This is a genomic window from Lentzea sp. CC55 (assembly GCF_021056325.1).
Lineage (GTDB): Bacteria > Actinomycetota > Actinomycetes > Mycobacteriales > Pseudonocardiaceae > Lentzea > Lentzea jiangxiensis.
The window spans coordinates 63299-81798 of record NZ_JAJCXE010000008.1 but is presented as its reverse complement, the minus strand read 5'-3'; the positions used below and the strand labels follow the sequence as shown (position 1 = coordinate 81798).

Here is an 18500-nt window from a genome sequence, read left to right as displayed (position 1 = left end):
GGGCTCCACTGTGGATCGGTCGGCGGGCGTGAATTCGTTCGCTGAGGATCTTCCGGGCTGTCACCATCTCGCGCATGACCCTTGCCGAGGAGCGGGCCCTGAGCGGCTGTCCGGCGGCGGCTTCCGCCGTCACCGGACAGCGGTGGCGGAAACCGCAGATCACCTTCGCGCTCGACCGGATGGGCCGGCGCGGGGTCCTGGTCACCGGCGAGCCGGGCGTCGGCAGGACGTGGCTCGCGCGGGTGGTGGCCGCGCTGTCGGGCCTCGAGGTCCGCTGGGTCGTCGCGACGGAGACGAGCCGGTCGATCCCGTTCGGCGCGCTGACGGCGTTGCTGCCGCCCGATCTGACCGAGCTGCACCCGATCACCGTGCTCGCCGCCCTGCGCCGCGGCCTCGGCCCGCGCACGCTGCTCGTCGTCGACGACGCCCACCTGCTCGACGAGGCCTCCGCGACGACGGTGCTGGCGCTCGCCTCCGGCTTCCCGCGGCTGCTCGTCACCGCCCAGCTCACCGGCCCCGTGCCGGACGCGGTGCTCGCGCTCGCCAAGGACGGGTTCCTCGACCTGCTGATCCTGCGGCCGTTCGGCCGCGAGGACGCCGCCGGGGCGTTGGCGCAGGGACTCGGCGGCCCGATCGCCCCCGCCACCGCCGAGCTGCTGTGGCGGTGGAGCCGCGGCAACGCCCGCGCCCTGACCGACCTCGTGCAGCACGGCATGGCGCACGGCTCGTTCGACCAGCTCGACGGCGTGTGGACGTGGCGTGGTGACACCGCCGTCCCGCCCACGGGGGCCCAGCCCGTCAGCGGCCTGTCGGCGGCGGGCGTGGAGGCGTTGTGCGCGCTGGTGCTGGCCGAACCGGTGTCCGTGGACGCGCTGGCCCGCGTGGTGTCGCCGGAGGGGTTCGCCGAGGTGGAGGAGCGCGGCCTGGTCACCGGAACCGCGGGCACCGCCCGGCTCGCGCACCCCATGCTGGCCGCGGCCGCCGCGCCGCACCTCACGCCGTTGCGCCGGCGCCGGCTCGCGGACCGCCTCCTCGCCGCGGACGTGGCCCGCCCCCACCTCCTGCTCGACTCGGCCGTCACCGATCCCGACGTGCTCGTGGCCGCCGCGCGCACCGTCGCGCTGGAGCGGCCGGAGCTGGCCGTGCAGCTCGCCGAACGCGCGCTGCCCGCCGATCCCGGGCCGCACGCGGCGCTGGTGCTCGCCGACGCCCACGCGGAGCTGGGTGCCGTCGCCGCGGCCTGGCGTGCTCACCGCGTTGCCTCGCAACGGGTTCGTGATGACGAGGACCGGCTGGCCGTGCTGCTCGCGCAGGCCTCGCTGACGATCTGGTGCGACCGCTCGCCGTCCAAGGCGGTCGAGCTGCTGGAAGAAGCCCATCTGCCGATGCGTTTCGCAGCCGACGTGGAATCGGCCGCCGCGGTCGCGGTCCTGTTCTCGGCGCGTCCCGCGGAAGCGTTGCGGCGGGCGGAGAAGGTGCTCGCGGCGGACCCGCCGCCGACCGCCTGGGGCAGGGCGACGCTGGTGAGCGCGGCGGCCCTGGTGATGGCCGACCGCCCGCACGACGCCGCCGAGGCGATGGCACGCCTGACCGCCTCCGCCGACGTGTCGCCGTACTACCAGGGACTGGCGCGTTCCGTGGCGAGCCTGCTCCGGCCGGACCCCGACGCCCCGGACCTCGCCCTGCTGCGCGAGGCGCACCTGGCGCAGACCACCGGCAGGGGAGCGTTCCGGTCCGAGGCCGCGGCCACCCTCGCCGTGACCGAGGCCGCGGCGGGCCTGCCGGGCAGCCACGAGCCGGACGACGTGGCCGTCCTGCCCGCGTTGAGGACGTGGGTGGCCGCCGCCGGTCGCGCCGCCCGCGGTGAACCCTCGTCGGAGCTGTACCTGGCAGCGGCCCGCGAAGCCGCGGACGTCGGTTCGGTGCGGTGCACCGTCTACTACCTCGCCGCCGCGGCCGAGCACGGTGCCGCCGCCGAAGCCGTTCGCGCGCTGGGGGACCGGGAGCTCGAGGCGCCGGAGACCCGTGCCCGCGCGGCCGGGATCCGCGCTCGTGCGTCGCGCTCCGGCCCGGACCTGCTGGCCGCCGCGCGGGCCCACCGGGAGGCCGGGCTGCGCGCCGAGGCGGAGAAGTTCGAGTCGCCGGCGGACGGGCGGACGTTCGGGCTGACCCGGCGGGAGCTCGAGGTGGTGCGGCACGCGGCCACCGGGATGACGGACCGGGCCATCGCCGAGACGCTGGTGGTGTCGGTGCGCACGGTCGAAAGCCACCTCGCCGCCGCCTACCGGAAACTCGCGATCAGTTCCCGGCAGGGCTTGGCGGGGCTGTTCGCGCAGCCGGGGTGAGGGGTGGCCTCGCGCTGCCCCGACAATGGCGCCATGCCGACGTCTGCCGAGTGGCTCGCAGTGCGCGCCCATTTGCTGCGGCACCGCCACGCCCTCGCGGTGGAGGCCGCCGCCGAGTACCCGGACGTGCCAGGGGTCGCGGGCACGCCGCTGCTCACCTCGCCGGACTGGATGCCCGCCGCGCCGATCCCGCTCGACGAGCTCACGCTGGAGCTGCGGCCGTCCCCCGAGCTGCCGGTGCTGCCCGCGTCCGGGCTGCCCGACGGGTTCGGCAGCTACTCGGAGGCGATGGCCGTGCTCGCCCCGCCCGCGGTGTTCGCCGACCGCGAGACCTACCGGCTGCTCGGCTTCACCGGGCGGCACCTGACGTTCGGGCTCGGCAGCTACTTCGACGGCATCGACGTCGGCGAGGCCTGCGCGCACGAGTACGCGGGGCAGGTCCCCGGGCTGCCGTTGCGCACGGCGGTGGGGAATCCGTGCGATCCGCGGCGACGACCGGTCAACGTCGCCATCAGCACGCTCACCCTGCGGCACGACCCGGCGTCCGGCGAGGCGACGTTCTTCCTGCACTGGCGCGACCCGAAGCGCGTCGGGCACGCGGGCGGGATGTTCCAGGTGCTGCCGGTCGGGGTCTTCCAGGGCACGACCGAGGCCGACTTCTCGTTGTGGCACTGCATGGTCCGCGAGTTCGCCGAGGAGGTGCTGGGCGCGGAGGAGATCCACTCGGTGGACTACGGCACCTGGCCGTTCGCCCGGGAGCTCACGGCGGCGGCACGGGTGTTCTACCTCGGCACGGGAGTGGACCCGCTGACGTTCGCGACCGACCTGCTCACCGTCGCGGTGATCGAGGCCTCGCGGTTCGACGAGCTGTTCGGGGACCTGGTGCCGCACAACGATGAAGGACAGGTGTTGCGCGGGCTCCCGTTCACCGCCGCGAACGTCGAGCGCTTCGTGCGCCACGAACCGACGCAGGCCGCCGGTGCCGCGCTGCTGTCACTCGCGTGGCGGCACCGCGAGGAGCTGTTCAGCTCCTGAACGGGTTCGGCAGGTGTGCCCAGGCCGTCGTGCCGGGGTCGATCCGCATCAGCGTGAGGGGCTTGGCGGGCAACGGGTCGTGCAGCAACGCGTGCCGGTCCGGCGTGTCCGGCAGGACTCGGGCCACCACGTCCCAGAGTTCGGCGTCCGGGGCGTCGAGGGTGCTGATCAACCCGGTCAGCGCCGTGGCGAAGAACGTGGCGAACGTCTTGGCGCGCAACGCCTCCGGGCTCGCGTGCAGCCGCGTGGGCAGCCCGGCGCGCGGGCTGACGCGGATGTCGGCCAGGTCGCGGTAGACCACCCGGTGCGGTCTGCCGTTGACGAGGCCGATCAGCAGGTTCTGCTCGTGCGCCTCCAACGCGACACCGCGCGCCAGCAACGTCATCAGCGGCGGCACGGTCAGCTCGGCGAACTCCCTGAACCACCCGACCGGGTCGGGGATCCGCCAGGCACTCAGCGCCGCCAGGGGCAGGAGGTTCTCGCCGTCGTGCGGGACGGGCCTGTCGCGCAGGACCACCCCGAGCCGGCGATCCGGCTCGCCGCCGGTGAGCACGGCCGCCGACGCCCGGTTGTGCTGCAGCTCGATGCCCTCGACGACCGAGCCGAGGAAGTCGGAGACCGTCGTCGCGGTCGCGATCGAGCCGCCGGAGATGTCCCGCACGGCCGAGGTGATCTGAGCGCTCAGCGTCGTCTTGACGTGCCAGGCGCCGGCCGAGAGCGTGCGCAACGCCATGAGCGGGCTCGCGTCCAGGGTTCCCGCGCTGCTCACGCCGAGCCGATCGGCCTGCCAGGGGTGCACGGGCAGCAGGATCTGCTCGCCGTCGCGCAGCTCGTCGGGCCAGTCGCCGAACACCACGTGGTCCGCCGCCGGGTGCAGCCGGAGCCGGACGACCGGGCGGTGCTCGGGGCCGTACGCGAGGTGGTCGAGGGCGGTGAAACCGGTGCGGTTGCGGCAGCACGGGTGCAACGGGTGGCCGTCGACGACGCTCTGCTCGTGCTCCTCCAGCGACCTGTCCGCGAACGGGGTCGTGAGCGGGCTCGTCGTGCGCGACAGGGCCAGTCCCGCCACGCTGTGGGCGACCTCCGTGACAAGGCTCTCAGAGCCCGGCCAGCGCAGCGCGATGAGGAGGTCGACGGGATGCTCGTACGCGGACGGATCGACGTTGACCTGCGGCAACGGCTCGACGGCCAGGGCTCGGCGCAGGCGCGCGAGCACGGCCGCACGGGCGCCGGGCAACGCCGCGGTGAACCTTTCGGCGCGGCTTTCCCCCAGAGCGGCGAGGAACTCGGACTCGACCGGTGTGTGCGTCAGAATGATCTGATCCTGACACATCGCCCGAGGGAAGCGGACACCGGTGGAAGCGATCACTGATCCCGACGGCGTCACGTCGACGGCGCTGCTCAACTGCCTGCGCCGCGAGGTCGGGGAACGGGGTCCGGACGGCACGCTGCGGCTGCCCCGCACCGGCGTCGTGCTGCGGGCGCGGGAAGGCCGCTGGCTGTCGGACCCCGAGGTGTTCACCGGATCATGGAGGCCGCTGCCGTGGCACGAGCTCGCCGTGCTCGTCGCCGAGGAGCTTGGAGACCCGCCGGTCGGCTTCTTCGACGAGATCGCGGCGTCGCGGTCGGCCGTCGCCGCCATCCTCGACGCCCGCCCCGCCGCCCCGCCCGGCGACCTCTACCGGCGCTCCGAGCAGGCGCTGGTCGCGGGTCACCGCTACCACCCGGCGCCGAAGGGCCGCGGCGGCCTGCCCCCGTCGCAGTGGCTGCCGTACTCGCCGGAGGTGCACGCCACCTTCTCCCTGGCCAGCCTGGAGGGCGAGTTCGTCGACGACGGCGAGGTGCCGCTGCCCGCCGGCGTCCTGCCCGCGCACCCGTGGCAGCTGTCGTTGCTGGGCAGGGAGGGCAACGCCGCGGGCCACGAGGTGTGGCCGACGTCGTCGGTGCGCACGGTCTACGACCCGGCGGCCGACCTGTTCCACAAGTTCAGCCTGGACGTGCGGATCACCAACGACGTGCGGCGGCTGTGGGCGCACGACCTGCGCTGGATCCCGCCGCTCGCGGCGCTCCTCAAGCCGGTGTTCGACGACATCGCCTCGATGTTCCCGGGAACGGCCTTCCTCCTCGACCGCGGCTACCGGACGTCGCCCGAGGAGTTCGAGGGCCTGGCCGTCGTGGTGCGCGACGGCCTGCGCCGGCACCTGCTCCCCGGCGCGACCCCGTTGCTGGCGGCGGGGATCAGCGAGGGCTTCGAGGGCAACCCGCTGGACGGCTTGGACGCCGGGGCGGCGCTGCACTGGTTCCGGCGGTACGTGTCGGTCGTCGTTCCCCCGGTGCTGCACGCGTTCTTCGCGCACGGCGTCGTGATGGAGTGCCACCTGCAGAACGTCCTGGTGGGCGTCGACGCCTCGGGCATGCCGGTGCAGGCGATCCACCGCGATCCCGAGGGCATGCGCCTGCTGCCGCGGCACGCCGCGCTGCTGTCCTCGATGGACGGTCCCGGTTCCGCGCGCGGCGTCACCGAGGCGAAGGGCTGGGAACGGCTGCAGTACTGCCTGGTCGTCAACCACCTCGTCGAGATCGCCGGCGCGGTGCTGGACCGGCACCCGGGACTGGACGTGTGGGCCGAGGCGCGCGCCGTGTTCGCCGCCTACGCGCGGGAGCACGGAGCCGAGCAGGTCTTGGCGTTGCTGGCGAACCGGTTCGTGCCCGCCAAGGCGAACCTGCTGCTGCGCTGGACGCGCGCGGAGGGGGCGGCGAGCCGGTACGTCGACTGCCCGAACCCGCTGCGCCGGGACTGACCACCGGCGCGGGGACGCCGACACCTCGGCGTCCCCCGGAAGCACGGCAGGTCAGCCCGGGTGGACGTGGTGGGCGCTCTCCCACAGCACGCGGTGCCGGGTGGGGGCGGCCTCGGCGGCGGTGCGCGCGGCGGGTGGAACCGGCCACTCCGGGCGCTGTCGATCGTCCACAGTGGCCGGTCGGGTGCGGCCGGTCCGTTCAGCCGGAGCTCGGGCGCGAGCGTGCGGCCACCCATCCTTCGACGCCGTCGAGGAACCGGTCCACGCCGAAGCCCAGCTCGAACGGCAGCCCGTCGCTGTCCGGGCTCTGCTGATCGCCGGTTTCGGCGGCGTGCACCGCCGTCAGCGCCGGGTATTCCTCCTCGTCGAGGAACTCCGTGACGGCGTGCGTGAGACCGGGGTGCGGGAGTCCGTCCGCGCGTTTGCGCTCGCTGCTCGTGCTGAGACTGATCTGCGCCGTGCCGCGCACGACGGCGGTGAGGTGCAGGGCCGCGCTCCTGGCCTCGCCGCCCACCAGCCCGGCCGCCAGCAGCGGGCGGAGCAGGCGGTCGAGCCACGCGAGCTGGTTGGGGCCCACGGGCGCGTGGTCGAGCGGGACGCGCAGCAGCCAGGGGCGGCTCCGGAGACCGGCCCACAGCGCGCCGGCCCAGAGCCGGACCGCCTGCCGGAAGTCCTCGGCGCCGGCGAGGTCGGGAGGCGGGCCCGCCGCGACGTCGGCGGCCACCTCCAGCAGCAGGTCCTTGCCGGGAACGTGGTTGTAGAGCGACATCGTGGAAAAGCCGAGCTCGGCGGCGACCCGCTGCATCGACAGCGCCTCCAGCCCGTCGGCGTCCGCGACCCGCACGGCGGCCTGCGCGATCTGCTCGACGCTGAGCTTGGGCCGGGGTCCCCGGCTGCCCCTGCGCCGTCCAGCCCACAGCAGCGCGAGGCTCCGTTGCAGGTCGGGGTCCTTCTCTTGCCGTGCCGTCATCCGCCATCCCGTTCGTCGGCCGGAGTCCATCATAAAACTACGTACGTCATACGTTTCTATGTATGGTGTACGCAGTTTCTCCACGACGAACGGATCTCCATGACCTCGACTGCCCCGCCCCGCCGGAAGACCTGGTGGCGCCGCCCCTGGATCGCGCCGCTGATGATGGTGGTCGCGGCGTTCCTGGCGTTCTCCGTGCCGCCCTACCTGACCTTCGACCCGGCCCACTCGCGGCTGGAACCGCCGCCGGGCAACGACCTCTACTACCCGCTGCTGGTCGCGCACGTCCTCTGCGGCACCGTCGCCATGGCGACCGCCTGCTTCCAGGTCTGGCCGGCGTTCCGCGCACGCCACCGGACCGGGCACCGCATCACCGGCCGCGTCTACGTCTACGCCGGCGCGTTGCCGGCGGGCGTGCTCGGCCTCTACGTCGGCTGGCACACGACGGCGGGCCCGTCGGTGCTGGTGGCCAACCTCGTGGGGTCGGCGCTGTGGGTGGTGACCACGGCCACCGGGCTCTGGATGGCCCGCAGGCGCCGCTACGACGAGCACCGCAGGTGGATGTCGCGCAGCTTCGCGCTCGCCATGTCGATCGCGCTGAGTCGTGTCATCAACGTCCCGGCCATGATCGTGCTCACGCCTCAGGTGGACACGGCGTTCGGCGGCAACGAGGTGTTGATGCGCAACACCGCGACGAGCATCGGCGTCTGGCTCAGCCCCCTGCTCCTGCTGCTGCTCACGGACTGGGTCCTGGAGCGCCGCAAGCCGGGCGCCCGCCGGGCGGCGCCCCGTGGTGCGGCGGCGGGGGTGCGCCTGGCGACCGGCTGACCGGCGTCACCGGAAGGCGCACGCCGGTGGAGGGCAAGCGGGATCTCGGCCGCCCGCCCTCCACCGCGGGTGTCCACTCAGGACCGGACCGGTGTCACAGCAGACGCTTGATCTCACCCCGGGCCCGGTAGAACCCACCACCGGCCGAGGTGTGGATCTCCGTCACCAGGTACCGCGCGCCCGGCACCCGGATGTTCTTCGGGAACTGCACCGCCCGCGCCCGGTCGTACCCCTCGGAGACCACGTGCACCCGCAGGCGCCCGTTCTCCTGCACGCACTCGACGACCACGCCGCCGCTCGACGCGACCGCGCTCGCCACAACGGTTTCCACCTCGGTGGTCGCCTCGACGCGCTGCCAGTGGTCGGCCTTGATGTCGCTGGGCTTCGGCAGCTCGCCCTGCTCGGCGGCGTGGATCGCGGCCGGGCTCGCGTCGATGCACGCCAGGGAGCCGTCGGTGGTGACGATGTAGAGGCGTTCGTCGCGGTACTGCATGGAGTACGCGGAGCCGCAGCCGGTGCCGAGCTTCCACAGGCGGGTGCCGTCGGCGGCGAAGCAGTACACCGACGAGTGGTTGTCGCCCGCGAAGACGTAGCCGCCGTCCGGGGAGGTGGCGCACGAGAAGACCGCCGCGTCGCAGCGGTAGCGGGCCGTCTCGGCGCCGGTGGCGCGCGACAGGCGGTGCACGTAGCCGCGGCTCGTGCCGGCGAACACCTCCGCCGGCTCCCGCCAGCCGAACAGCACCGCGCCCACGGTGTCGGTGTGCCACACGGGATCGCCGCTGCGGGCCGCGTAGTGCGTCACGCCCCGCGAATGGCCGTGGAACACGCCTTCCGGTGCGCAGCGCACCATCCAGGCGCTGTCGCCGGTGCTGCGGCGCGACCACTGGAACTCGTCCTCGTGGTCGACCAGCGTGATGCCGCCCTGCCGGTCGGACACGCCGAGCACGCCGTCGTCGATGTCGAGCCAGTAGATGTCGACGTCGCTCGCGATCTCGTACGCCACGCGCGGGACCTTGCCGCCGAGGTCGTACACGCGGCCGTCGTCGCAGCCCGCGTAGATCCAGAAGTCGTCGGCCACGATGCACTTCACGCCGTCCGGCAGGCCGTAGCGCCCGGTCACCCGGCCGTCGTGCGCGAGGGTGAAGACGTCGCCGCGCTCGTTGCCGACCCAGGCCTCGTCCTCGCCGATGAAGATGCCGAACGCGGGCGCGCCCGAGTGGAAGCGCCACAGCACGGGGGCCTGCCGCGCGGTCGACCGGACGCTCGTGATCTCGCGCCGGGTGACGGGGCGCCGCTGCCGTTCGCCCTTCACGGCGGGCGCGTAACCCTTGCGCACCTTCTCGCCGATCTTCTTCTGGGCGGCCTGCGCGGCCTTGGTCTCGTCGGCGAACGTCGACTCGCGCGTCGAGCCCCGCTCACCGATGCGGCCGAACGTGATGGTCACCGTCGTGCCGTCGACGACCACCTCGTAGAACTTGTGGGCGCTCCCACCGGTCTCGGACAGCTCCAGGTACGTGGTGGCAGCCACGGTCTTCCCCCTCGTGTTGATCAGCTGTCCGGACGCTAGCAAGGGGGTCCGACAATTCCGGTTGTGCTGGAGGAACGCCGCAGGGTGACCAGGCGGCTACCGGATCGGAACGGAAACGGTGTTTCTCCTTGCGCTGAACGGGTATTCGCCTGTTCCCCGAACATCCGCGGCGTGTCGGCGCCCCGAGCAGGACGGTGAGACGTGGAAAAGGCGCCCTCGAAGGACGCGTGGAGTCCGACGGTAGGTGTGGAGGAGGAGTTCCTCCTGGTGGACCCGGAGACGGGTGCGCCGGTGAACCTGGCGGACGAGGTCGTCACCATCGCGCGCGAAAAGCTCGGCCTGGAGCTCGAGCACGAGCTGACCGGCGCGCAGGTGGAGATCAACACGTCGATCTGCCGCGACGTCGAGCAGGCCCGGCAGGAGCTCCTGGCCACACGTCGCCTGGTCGCGCAGGCCGCGCGGATGGCCGGGTGCCGTGCCGTCGCCGTCGGGGCCCCTCCGCTCGGTGAGGCGACCGGCGAGGTCACGGACAGCCTGCGGTACCGGCGGATCGCCCGCGAGTTCGGCGCTCTGGCCGAGCAGCAGCTGATCTGCGGTTGTCACGTGCACGTCGCCGTCCCCGACCGGGAGACCGCGGTGCGGGTGTGCAACCACGTGCGTCCCTGGCTTCCCGTGCTGGCCGCCGTGACCGCGAACTCGCCGTTCTCCGGCGGCGAGGACACGGGCTTCGCGAGCTGGCGCTCGACGGTCTGGTCGCGCTGGCCGGTTTCCGGGCCGCCGCCGGTCTTCGAGTCGTGGCAGCACTACGAGGAGCTCTGCGACACCATGATCACGGCGGGCACGGCCCTGGACCGCGCGATGGTCTACTGGGACGTCCGCCCCGCCACCGAGCTGCCCACCGTCGAGGTGCGGGTCTCGGACGTCGCGGCGACCGTGGACGAAGCGGTGCTGCTGGCGGCCCTGGTGCGCGCTCTGGTCGCCCAGGCCGTCGTCGACGTCGGCCGTGGCGTCGAGGCGGAGCCGGTTCCCCAGGAGACGCTGCGCCAGGCGTGCTGGAGCGCGGCCAACGAAGGCCTGCGCGGCACCGTCCTCGACGTGCTGGCCGGCGAGCCGAGGCCCGTGCGGCAGCAGCTCGACGACCTGGTGCGGCGGCTGACCCCGATCTTCGAGGCGAACGGTGACCTGCCTGCCGTGCAACGAGGTCTGCGCCTGCTCGACACGCAGGGCGGCGGCGCGGACCGCCAGCGCACCGCGTTCCGCGGCGGTGAGGTCGAGTCGTTGCTGAGCTTGATCGACGTCGACAACGCCGAGCAGCGCCAGAGCACCGCGAGCTGAGGCCCGGCGACCTTCGCGGGCTGCCGGGTGCTCATCATCGGGTCACGGTATGACCGGCGCGTTGTCGTCGAGTCAGGCCCCGGCACCCGCGAGCCCGCGGCGGAACCACTCCGGCATCTGCTCCTCGGACCGCGGGAACCAGTCCTGCTCGGTCGCGAAGTCCTCCGCCGACGGCGCCTCGTCGAAATTCGGGGCCTCGTCGCGGTTGTAGGTGATGCTGTACCTGCCGGGCGGGTCGAGGACGTACTCGAAGCCGATCCACGAGCCGAGCCCTTCGGCGTACATGCCCTTGCGCAGCTGCTGGAACTTCCGCCACGCGTCCGGCGTGAACGACCAGCCGCGCACGGTGCCGTCGGGCATCTTCACGCCCGTGTCGGCCTCGCTGTGCATGCCGATCATCTTGACGCGCACCACCAGGCGCACCCAGCCGTGCGGCAGGGTCGGCAGGATCTCCTGCGTGATCTCCGCGAGCTTCTCCTGCTGCTCGGTCGGGCTGAGCGCCGGCCAGTTCGCCATGGTGTCGCTTCCTCCTAGATCGCGGTCGGACCCGGCCAGCCTACTGATCGGCAGGGCTCGCCTCCTGCTCGCGCTGGAGCTCCTCACCGCGTTCGACCATTTCGCGCAACCAGTCCGGGACGTGCTCGTCGGCCCTCGGGAAAGCCTCCAGGTCGCGCACGAACATCATCGGGTGCAGGTCCGGTGACCACCGCGGGTTCTCGTCGTAGTTGAACGTCACCTCGGGCTCGGCCCCGCGGTGCAGCACGAACCGCGCCGACAACCACGCGCCGCGGTCCTCCCGGTACATCTGCTCGCGGAGGTCCTGCAGCCGTTCCACCATGTCCGCCAGCCGCACCTCACCCGCGAACCTGCCCTCCGCGTTCTTCGCCGACGCGGCCAGCTCGTACGCGTGGACGTTCGCCCAGACGTCCAGCGTGACGCGGTTCCAGCCGGCCGGGGCGCCCGCCTCCAGCAGCGCGCAGATCTCAGCGCTTCGCGTATCGGTTCGTGGGTCCATAGTTCACCTCCGGACGGTTCGGGAAGACCCGTTCCTTGGTCACCACGTTCTCCACGATCTTATTGCCGTCCGCGTCCAGCTTCGGCTTGCCGTTCGCGTCGACCTCGTACGTGACCTCCTGCCAGCGCATGGTCACCTCGTCCGGCACGCCGTCGGCGCCGCGGGTGGCCCGCACCTGGTAGTTCTGGACGTCCTGGTGCTCCTTGGAGGCGAACTCGACGAGGTAGTTCTCCTTCTCCCGCCACGACGCGGCGTGCACCCAGCCGTCGCGGATGTTGCCGGAGTTGGACGCGGCCATCTGCGGGTGCATGTTGACGTACTCGCCGAGGCCGCCGAGCTCGTTGGCGAGCAGGTGACCGCCGGCCCACTTGACACGCGAGTTCTCCAGCTCCTGCGGGGTGAGCTCGCGGTCCGGCGGGTTGCTCGGGTACGCGGCCTCGCCCTCCTGGTAAGCGCGCTGCTGGGCGCCCTTGCCGGAGTCGTCGTCGCGGTACTTCGTGTTCTGCCCCTTCGCCTCGACCTCGCCGGTCATCGCGTCGGTCTGGCCGTGCTCGTTCGTGTGGAACGAGAGCACCTTGTCCGGGTTGTGGGTGTTCGGCACCTGGTACTGCACGTCCGGCAGCAGCGGGTGGCTGAGGTCGGGGTTGAACCCGGACCACTTGCCCTTGCCGTCGATCGACATGTCCTGGCGGCCCGGCGTCGCCTCGACCCACTTGACCTTGCCGTCGCCGTCGGTGATGAACGTCGTGCGCGTGCCGTTCTCGTTGCGCACCGGGTACTCGGTCCACGGCTGCAACGGCTGGTGGTCGCGCAGCGGTGCGGGAACCGTGTCGGGGGCCTCGACCGGCTGCAACTGGTCGGGCTGGGTGTTGCCGTCCGGAACGGTCTCCCGGTCGCGGTGCGGCGCGTAGATCTCCTCGTTCCGGTTGAGCGGTCGCGGCGGGGCGTCGGGGTTGTTCGGGTCGGCCGGCTGGTGCGTCGGCCGGTCGTACTCGACGAACCGGTCGTTGTAGGTCGGGTCGTCCGGCCTGATGACCCGGTCCTTCGGGATCGGCGCGTGCTCGGGATCCGGCCTGCGCGGGGTGTCCTGGTTCTCCGGCGCGTCGCTGTTCTCCGGGCCGTCGGAGTCCCCGCGGTCCCTGGCACCGTCGCCGTCGGTGTTCCGGTCGCTGCCGGGTGCGTACCCGTCCTCGCCGGCCCTCGTCCTCGACCCGTCCGGGTGGTGCGTCTCCCACTCGCCGTTCGGGGGGATCCGCGGTGAGCGCGTGCCGTCCGGGCCGATCTCCGCGTCACTGGCGAAGACGCGCCCGCTGCTGTCCGTCCACGCGGGCCTGTTCGGCGCCACGACCGGCGCGTCGAGGTGCCTCGACAACTGCTGCGCGAAGTCGTTGCTGCCCGCGTCGCAGCCGATCAGGCGGACCGGCCTGCTGCCGTCGTACCCGCTGCGGCGCAACATGTCCGCGTACTCGGCCGGCGTGTAGTGGTGCCCGCCGACGCGAGCCCGGCCGTCCGGCGTGACGTGCACGTCGGCGGTGAAGAACCGCGGGTCGTCCGGCACGCGGTGCGGCAGGTCGCCCATGTCGGGGTCGCCACCGTGGTGCGACACACCGGCGGGCGTCCGCTCGGCATGCCGTTCGTGGGCCTGCTCCGGCGTCGGGCGCTCGTCCGCGTGGGTGTTCGGGTTGTTCGGGGTGTCGCCGTCCGTGCGGCCGTCGGCGTCGGGGCCGTCGGGCCGGTGGTGCGGCTGGTCGGGGTGCGTGGTGGGGCTGTCCGCACCGCGCGGGCGGGCGCCGTCCGCATCGGGCCTGTGGTGGACGGGGTCGGGCCGGCTCGGACCACCGGGGTGCCCACCGGGCGCGTCCGTGCGGGGCCGCGAGGCGTCGGGCCGGCCGTCGGGACGCGAGCCGGGTCCGTCGGGCCGGTGGCCTGGCGCGTCAGGACGCCCGCCGGGACCGTGACCACCCGGTGCGTGCGATCCGGGCCCACCGGCGTGCGGCGCACCGGGACCACCCGGACTCGGCGTGAAGCCGGGCTGCTGCGGCACGTGCGGCGAGCCGGGAGCGTTGGGCGCGTTCGGACTCGTGTGCGGCGCGGACGGGCCGTCCGCGTGAGTGGGAGAAGTGGTCGACTGCGGACGAGTGGGCGCGTCCGTCCGCCCCGCCGGCGAAGTCGTGCCAGGACCGTGCGGCCCGTCCGGCGAGTGCGGGGCACCGCCACCGGGGCCGTGCGGCGCACCGGGCCCGGACGGCGCGTGCGGTGCGCTGGGACCGCCGTGCGGCGCACTCGGGCCGTGCGGTGCACCAGGACCGCCATGCGGTGCGTTCGGCGCGGACGGCCCGCTCGGGCTGTGGGGCGCACCCGGTCCGGCCGGCCCACCGTGCGGTGTATTCGGGCTGTGCGGCGCGTTCGGGCTGTGCGGCGCGCTGGGGGCGTTCGGCGACCCGGACGGCCCGAAACCGGGCTGCGACGGCGCCGACGGCCGAGCCGACGAGGGCGACACGTCCGGCGTGCGCTGCGACGGCATGCCCGACCCGAGATCGCCGCGCGAGCCCGGCGTACCGGTCCACCCGCCACCGGCCCCGGGACGCGCACCGCCGGCGGCCGGCGGACTGCCCGGCGCCCCTGCACCGGGCGTTCCCGCGGGACCACCCATCGGCCCCTGCTGCGCAGTGGTCGGAGAGCCGGCCGACGGACCACCGTCACGCGGCGCGGAAGGCGCGTGCTGCGTCGGAGCCTCCGGCGTGGTGACACCCGCCTGGCTCGTCTGACCGGTGTTGCGCGGCACCGCAGGGGCGTCCGGCGTCGATCCCGGCCCGTTCGCACTCGGAGCCGGCGGCCCACCCGAGGGCGGCCCGCCCGCGGGCCCGCCGCTCGACGGCGACCCGGCCGAAGGTGACGACGGCGAACCGGGCGACGGGGCGTTCGGCGAACCGGGCCCGTCCGGGCTCGGCGACGACGAAGGCGAGGGTCCGTTCGACGAAGGCGACGGCGAAGGCCCGCTCGGCGCTGGGGGAGGTGAAGACGAGGACGGCGACGAGGCAGACGGCGAGTTCGCGGAAGGCGACGTCGGGCTGGGACCGTCCGGTGAGGACGGTGAAGGGGAGGGCGAAGGCGGCGAGGACGAGGACGGCGAGGAGTCCGGGCTCGACGGTGACGAGTCGGGCGACGAAGGCGTGCCACGCCCACCGGAGGGCGAGATGTCCGGTGCGTCGGTGCGGTGGAACAACCCGCCCGGCTTGATGGACTTCGTGGAGATCACGTCGAGCCCGGTCACCTTGCCGACCAGCTTGCCGACGACCTTCATGATCTTCGTGAAGACCTCGACGATCTTGCCGAGCAGCGGCGAGACCTTCTTGATGGTCTTGATGAGCTTCTGGATCAGCTCACCGATCCGCGTCGCCCACTTGGAGATCGCCGTCACGGCCTGCGCCACGATCACCGGCGTGCCGAACCCGAGCGTGAACACCGCCTCGAGCACCCACGTGATCAGCTTCGCCACCAGGTCGGCGATCAGGTCGCGCACCATCTCGCGCACGAAGCCGACCACCATGCCCATGACACCGACGACGGTGCCGACCGAACCGGCGGTGGAAGCGGCACCGGCGAGCGCGTCGCCCTGAGCCCCGGCAGCCGCCCGATAAGCGTCCGCGGCCGCGCCTTCCCACTGCGCCGTGCCCTGCTGCACCGCCTGCTGGTAGTCCTGAGCGATCTTGCCGAGCTCCTCGGACACCTTGTTCCACGTCGCCGAGTACGACTCGATGACCGGCGGATCACCCGCGAGCCAGTCCAGCGCCTCCTTGAGAGGCTGCATGTGCTCCATCAGGAACGAAGCCGCGGACGACAACAACGTCCCGAAGGGGTCGATCGCCATGGAAGCGGCGTCCGCGACCAGCCCCACCATGCCCAGGCCGGCCTCGACCCAGTTGCCGTCCTTGATGCCGTTGAACGTGTCCATCGCCGACTCGGCGATGGAGATGCCCGTCATCCAGCCGTTGTCGCCGGTGCCGGCGTTCACGAACCCGGACGGCGCGGCGTCGGGCTGGACCACCAGAGGGTTCGACATCACTTGCCTCCGAAGGTCTCGGCGACGTTCCTGGCCACCACTCGACAAGGCCTGGAGCGACCCCGCCCGGAGATCCTCGACGCCGAACCGGCGATGTCCTCGGGCACCGTGCCGTCCTTCCCCCTGAACGCAGCGGTACGTACTCGGTCCACAGGATGACGCAGCGCCGCGCGGACCGGTTCCACTCGGCTCGCAAATGGTCCGGACAGAGCAACAGCGCTGCCCCGAAGTGCTCAGCGCCCGTGCTCCCGGCGATCTCGAGGCACTTCCACGTCAGAGGCCCGGAACCATTCCTGGTTCCGGGCCTCCTGCCTGTGCGGGTGCTCGTCAGATCAAGCGCACCACGTGTTGCCGGTGTACTGCAGTTTGCTGGAAAGAATCCAACCCCATTTCCCGTTCGCGACGTTGAACCCGTAGTAGCGGGGGCTTCCCTGGATTCGAACGTTGAACGTGTCGTTGGGGTAGGCCCAGCCGACGAAGGAACCGCCGCTTTCCGCGTTGGTCATGTCACCGTTGCTCGTGACGATGTACTGCCAGACCTGGGTGCATTGCGCGCCCACGGGACCTGCCACCTGCTCGCCGGCGGGAAGCGCCTGAGCGGGCGCAATCCCGCCAAGAGCCGATGCGCCGAGTACGGCGATCCCAAGAGCAATACCGCGCAACTTGCTCAATGCGAACTCCCGAAGAGATGTCGTTAGGGAACGAACGACTCAGAGTCTCGCTGGGCCAGGCGACGAGGTCTAGCTCCGATCCAGTGCTGAGGCTGCGGCAACCGGACGGCACATGGATCAAGGCAGATAACGCGCCGTAACCAAGGCACGCGAGCCGTGCCTGAACGCGCACCGCCCCAGGTGGTTGCGGCGGAGACTCAGACCGGGCGGGCTTCAACCAGGCGCAGCGCCGTCCGCTTGGGCAGCACCGCGGCCACCCGCCGGGCCCATCGGTTCGCGCTGCCCGAGATGACGCTGACGGGCGGCTTCCTCCTGTCCAGCGCGGCGATCGCGGTGCCGACGACCTGCGCGGCGGTCTGGAACCGGACACCGCTGGTCCTCGTGCCCGAGACCCCGTAGAACTCAGTGCTGGTCGGCCCCGGTGACAGGGCAAGCACGGTGAGGCCCGACTCGCGGGTCTCGTGCGCGAGGGCCTCGGTGAACCGGACCACGAACGACTTCGACGCCGAGTACACCGCCATGCCCGGCGTGGACAGGTAGCCCGTGAGACTCGCGACGTTGACCAAAGCGCCGCACCCGCTCGCGATCAGCTGAGGCAGGAACGCGCGCGTGATGCCGACCGTCGCGTCCAAGTTGACGCGCAGCTGCACGCGAATCTCGTCCTCGGACGAAGCGGCGAAGGGTTTGGTGTGCGCCACGCCCGCGCAGTTGACCACGGTGTCGACGCCCTGCCCTTCAAGCAGCGCGGCCAAGCGGTGACCGCTGCGCTCCTCGGTGAGGTCGAACGGCACGACGCGCACACTCCGCCCGGTGTCAGTGCGGATCTGTGAAGCGAGCGACTCGAGCGCTTCCTCCCGTCGTGCGACGAGGACGAGATCGGCGCCCCGTCCGGCGAAGCGCTGCGCGAACTCCGCGCCGATGCCCGAACTTGCTCCCGTGATGAGCGCTGTGGTGCCCGCGTACCGCATGAGTACCCCTGTTTCGATGTAAGAGATTCTTACATTGAAGCTACGCGAGCGATGTGAGAGACTGCAACATCGGAGGTGCGGATGGAACCCAAGCGCAGCTATCACCACGGCGACCTGCGCAACGCCCTGCTCGTGGCGACGACGGAGCTGGTGCGGGAGCGCGGGGCACAGGGCTTCAGCGTGTCCGAGGCGGCGCGCCGTGCCGGCGTGTCGACGTCCGCGCCGTACCGCCACTTCAACGACCGCGAAGCGATGCTCGCCGCCGCGGCCCAGCTGGGTTTCCAGGCGCTCGAGAAGCGCTTCTCCGACCTCCCGGACGCGCAGGCGTTCGACAGCCGGGCGGCGTGGATCGCGGTGTCCTACCTCCGCTTCGCGCAGGAGGATCCCGCGCGGTTCGAGACGATGTTCGCGAGCGGGATCGACAAGTCACGGCACGAGGGCCTGCTGCGGCAGACCATCGTCGTGCAGGAGCTGTTCGAGGCCGCGTTGCGACCGTTCCTCGCCCCAGCGGAGATCGTGGGCAGGGCGGCGGAGCTGTGGTCACTCGCCCACGGTGTCGCAACCCTTGCACTGCAGGGAAACCTGCAGCACGTCGTCGACGCCGGCCAAGTGGAGGCGGTCGCGGAGAACGCCGCCAGGTCGTGGGCCGTAGGAGTGAGCTAGAAGCGCTTGTGGCGGCTGCCAAGAGATGCGTTTTCATGCTCTGCGCCACACCGATGAGATCTGGCTCGTGGAGGACGGTGTGCCGCGCGTGCTGCGGCCCGAACGACCGGGCACAAGCGCAAGGGCGTTGACAGTGACTGCTCGCATGTGACCGACGTCAAGATCCGCCCGATGCTCGAGCGCTGCAGTGCCGTTGGGGAGCGGCGGGTGGTCGTGGAGCATGGAGGGCCTGAACGAAGCGGTGTGACGTCCAGGTATCGCAAATGTGTTCAGGAGCA

The 18500-nt window shown here is 72.3% G+C and carries 14 protein-coding genes; 6 read left to right on the top strand and 8 right to left on the bottom strand.

Translation table 11 applies throughout. From position 1 onward, the window contains the following. Window positions 1-74 precede the first annotated feature (74 nt). Together L6E10_RS05410 and L6E10_RS05405 are read left to right on the top strand one after the other, a co-directional pair. Window positions 75-2345: a LuxR C-terminal-related transcriptional regulator gene (locus tag L6E10_RS05410; RefSeq protein WP_236217371.1), complete on the top strand. Its 2271-nt coding sequence runs from the start codon at window positions 75-77 to the stop codon at window positions 2343-2345. A gap of 33 nt (window positions 2346-2378) precedes the next feature. Continuing rightward, window positions 2379-3380 carry a hypothetical protein gene (locus tag L6E10_RS05405; RefSeq protein WP_236217369.1) on the top strand — a complete coding sequence of 334 codons (1002 nt, stop codon included), beginning with the start codon at window positions 2379-2381 and terminating at the stop codon, window positions 3378-3380. On the opposite strand, the gene L6E10_RS05400 is transcribed toward L6E10_RS05405, so the two are convergent. Further along, on the bottom strand, window positions 3370-4713 hold the full coding sequence (locus L6E10_RS05400) for an IucA/IucC family protein (protein WP_236217367.1): 1344 nt from the start codon (window positions 4711-4713) through the stop codon (window positions 3370-3372). The two genes, L6E10_RS05405 and L6E10_RS05400, sit on opposite strands and share 11 nt — an antisense overlap. 22 nt (window positions 4714-4735) lie before the next feature. On the opposite strand from L6E10_RS05400, the gene L6E10_RS05395 reads away from it, so the two are divergent. Next, a complete protein-coding gene (locus L6E10_RS05395; RefSeq protein ID WP_236217365.1) occupies window positions 4736-6181 on the top strand; it encodes an IucA/IucC family C-terminal-domain containing protein in 1446 nt (481 codons plus the stop codon). 199 nt (window positions 6182-6380) lie between these two features. Here the strand turns inward: L6E10_RS05395 and L6E10_RS05390 are convergent, their stop codons facing one another. Beyond that, the gene (locus L6E10_RS05390) at window positions 6381-7151 is read right to left on the bottom strand and encodes a TetR/AcrR family transcriptional regulator (protein ID WP_236217363.1); all 771 of its coding nucleotides are present in this window, start codon (window positions 7149-7151) and stop codon (window positions 6381-6383) included. A 99-nt stretch (window positions 7152-7250) separates the two neighbouring features. Here L6E10_RS05390 and L6E10_RS05385 point away from each other — a divergent pair, with 99 nt between their 5' ends. Further along, a complete protein-coding gene (locus tag L6E10_RS05385; RefSeq protein WP_236217361.1) occupies window positions 7251-7979 on the top strand; it encodes a DUF2306 domain-containing protein in 729 nt (242 codons plus the stop codon). Window positions 7980-8073: 94 nt separating this feature from the next. Here the strand turns inward: L6E10_RS05385 and L6E10_RS05380 are convergent, their stop codons facing one another. After that, a complete protein-coding gene (locus L6E10_RS05380; RefSeq protein WP_236217359.1) occupies window positions 8074-9507 on the bottom strand; it encodes a WGR domain-containing protein in 1434 nt (477 codons plus the stop codon). 201 nt (window positions 9508-9708) lie between these two features. Between L6E10_RS05380 and L6E10_RS05375 the strand changes: the two genes are divergently transcribed. Further along, window positions 9709-10842, top strand: coding sequence for a glutamate--cysteine ligase (locus tag L6E10_RS05375; RefSeq protein ID WP_236217357.1), 1134 nt, complete (start codon window positions 9709-9711; stop codon window positions 10840-10842). A 72-nt stretch (window positions 10843-10914) separates the two neighbouring features. On the opposite strand, the gene L6E10_RS05370 is transcribed toward L6E10_RS05375, so the two are convergent. From L6E10_RS05370 to L6E10_RS05350, 5 genes are all read right to left on the bottom strand, one after another. After that, window positions 10915-11358: a hypothetical protein gene (locus L6E10_RS05370; RefSeq protein WP_236217355.1), complete on the bottom strand. Its 444-nt coding sequence runs from the start codon at window positions 11356-11358 to the stop codon at window positions 10915-10917. A 40-nt stretch (window positions 11359-11398) separates the two neighbouring features. After that, window positions 11399-11857, bottom strand: a complete 459-nt coding sequence (locus tag L6E10_RS05365) for a hypothetical protein (protein ID WP_236217353.1) — start codon at window positions 11855-11857, stop codon at window positions 11399-11401. Continuing rightward, the gene (locus L6E10_RS05360; protein ID WP_236217351.1) at window positions 11826-15920 is read right to left on the bottom strand and encodes a hypothetical protein; all 4095 of its coding nucleotides are present in this window, start codon (window positions 15918-15920) and stop codon (window positions 11826-11828) included. Before L6E10_RS05360 ends, L6E10_RS05365 begins: the two co-directional genes overlap by 32 nt. Window positions 15921-16252: 332 nt before the next feature. Then, window positions 16253-16591 (bottom strand): hypothetical protein, encoded by a 339-nt coding sequence (locus L6E10_RS05355; protein WP_236217349.1) that lies wholly within the window; start codon window positions 16589-16591, stop codon window positions 16253-16255. 197 nt (window positions 16592-16788) lie between these two features. Further along, window positions 16789-17559: an SDR family oxidoreductase gene (locus L6E10_RS05350; RefSeq protein WP_236217347.1), complete on the bottom strand. Its 771-nt coding sequence runs from the start codon at window positions 17557-17559 to the stop codon at window positions 16789-16791. Window positions 17560-17640: 81 nt separating this feature from the next. Between L6E10_RS05350 and L6E10_RS05345 the strand changes: the two genes are divergently transcribed. Next, entirely contained in the window at window positions 17641-18222 is a 582-nt protein-coding gene (locus L6E10_RS05345) for a TetR/AcrR family transcriptional regulator (RefSeq protein WP_236217345.1), read from the top strand. Window positions 18223-18500: the final 278 nt, after the last annotated feature.

Bases quoted from the DNA above. Each gene is read 5' to 3' on its own strand.
- L6E10_RS05400 (WP_236217367.1), bottom strand. From the start codon at position 4,713: ATGTGTCAGGATCAGATCATTCTGACGCACACACCGGTCGAGTCCGAG.
- L6E10_RS05345 (WP_236217345.1), top strand. From the start codon at position 17,641: ATGGAACCCAAGCGCAGCTATCACCACGGCGACCTGCGCAACGCCCTG.
- L6E10_RS05370 (WP_236217355.1), bottom strand. From the start codon at position 11,358: ATGGCGAACTGGCCGGCGCTCAGCCCGACCGAGCAGCAGGAGAAGCTC.
- L6E10_RS05405 (WP_236217369.1), top strand. From the start codon at position 2,379: ATGCCGACGTCTGCCGAGTGGCTCGCAGTGCGCGCCCATTTGCTGCGG.
- L6E10_RS05390 (WP_236217363.1), bottom strand. From the start codon at position 7,151: ATGACGGCACGGCAAGAGAAGGACCCCGACCTGCAACGGAGCCTCGCG.
- L6E10_RS05350 (WP_236217347.1), bottom strand. From the start codon at position 17,559: ATGCGGTACGCGGGCACCACAGCGCTCATCACGGGAGCAAGTTCGGGC.
- L6E10_RS05365 (WP_236217353.1), bottom strand. From the start codon at position 11,857: ATGGACCCACGAACCGATACGCGAAGCGCTGAGATCTGCGCGCTGCTG.
- L6E10_RS05385 (WP_236217361.1), top strand. From the start codon at position 7,251: ATGACCTCGACTGCCCCGCCCCGCCGGAAGACCTGGTGGCGCCGCCCC.
- L6E10_RS05360 (WP_236217351.1), bottom strand. From the start codon at position 15,920: ATGTCGAACCCTCTGGTGGTCCAGCCCGACGCCGCGCCGTCCGGGTTC.
- L6E10_RS05410 (WP_236217371.1), top strand. From the start codon at position 75: ATGACCCTTGCCGAGGAGCGGGCCCTGAGCGGCTGTCCGGCGGCGGCT.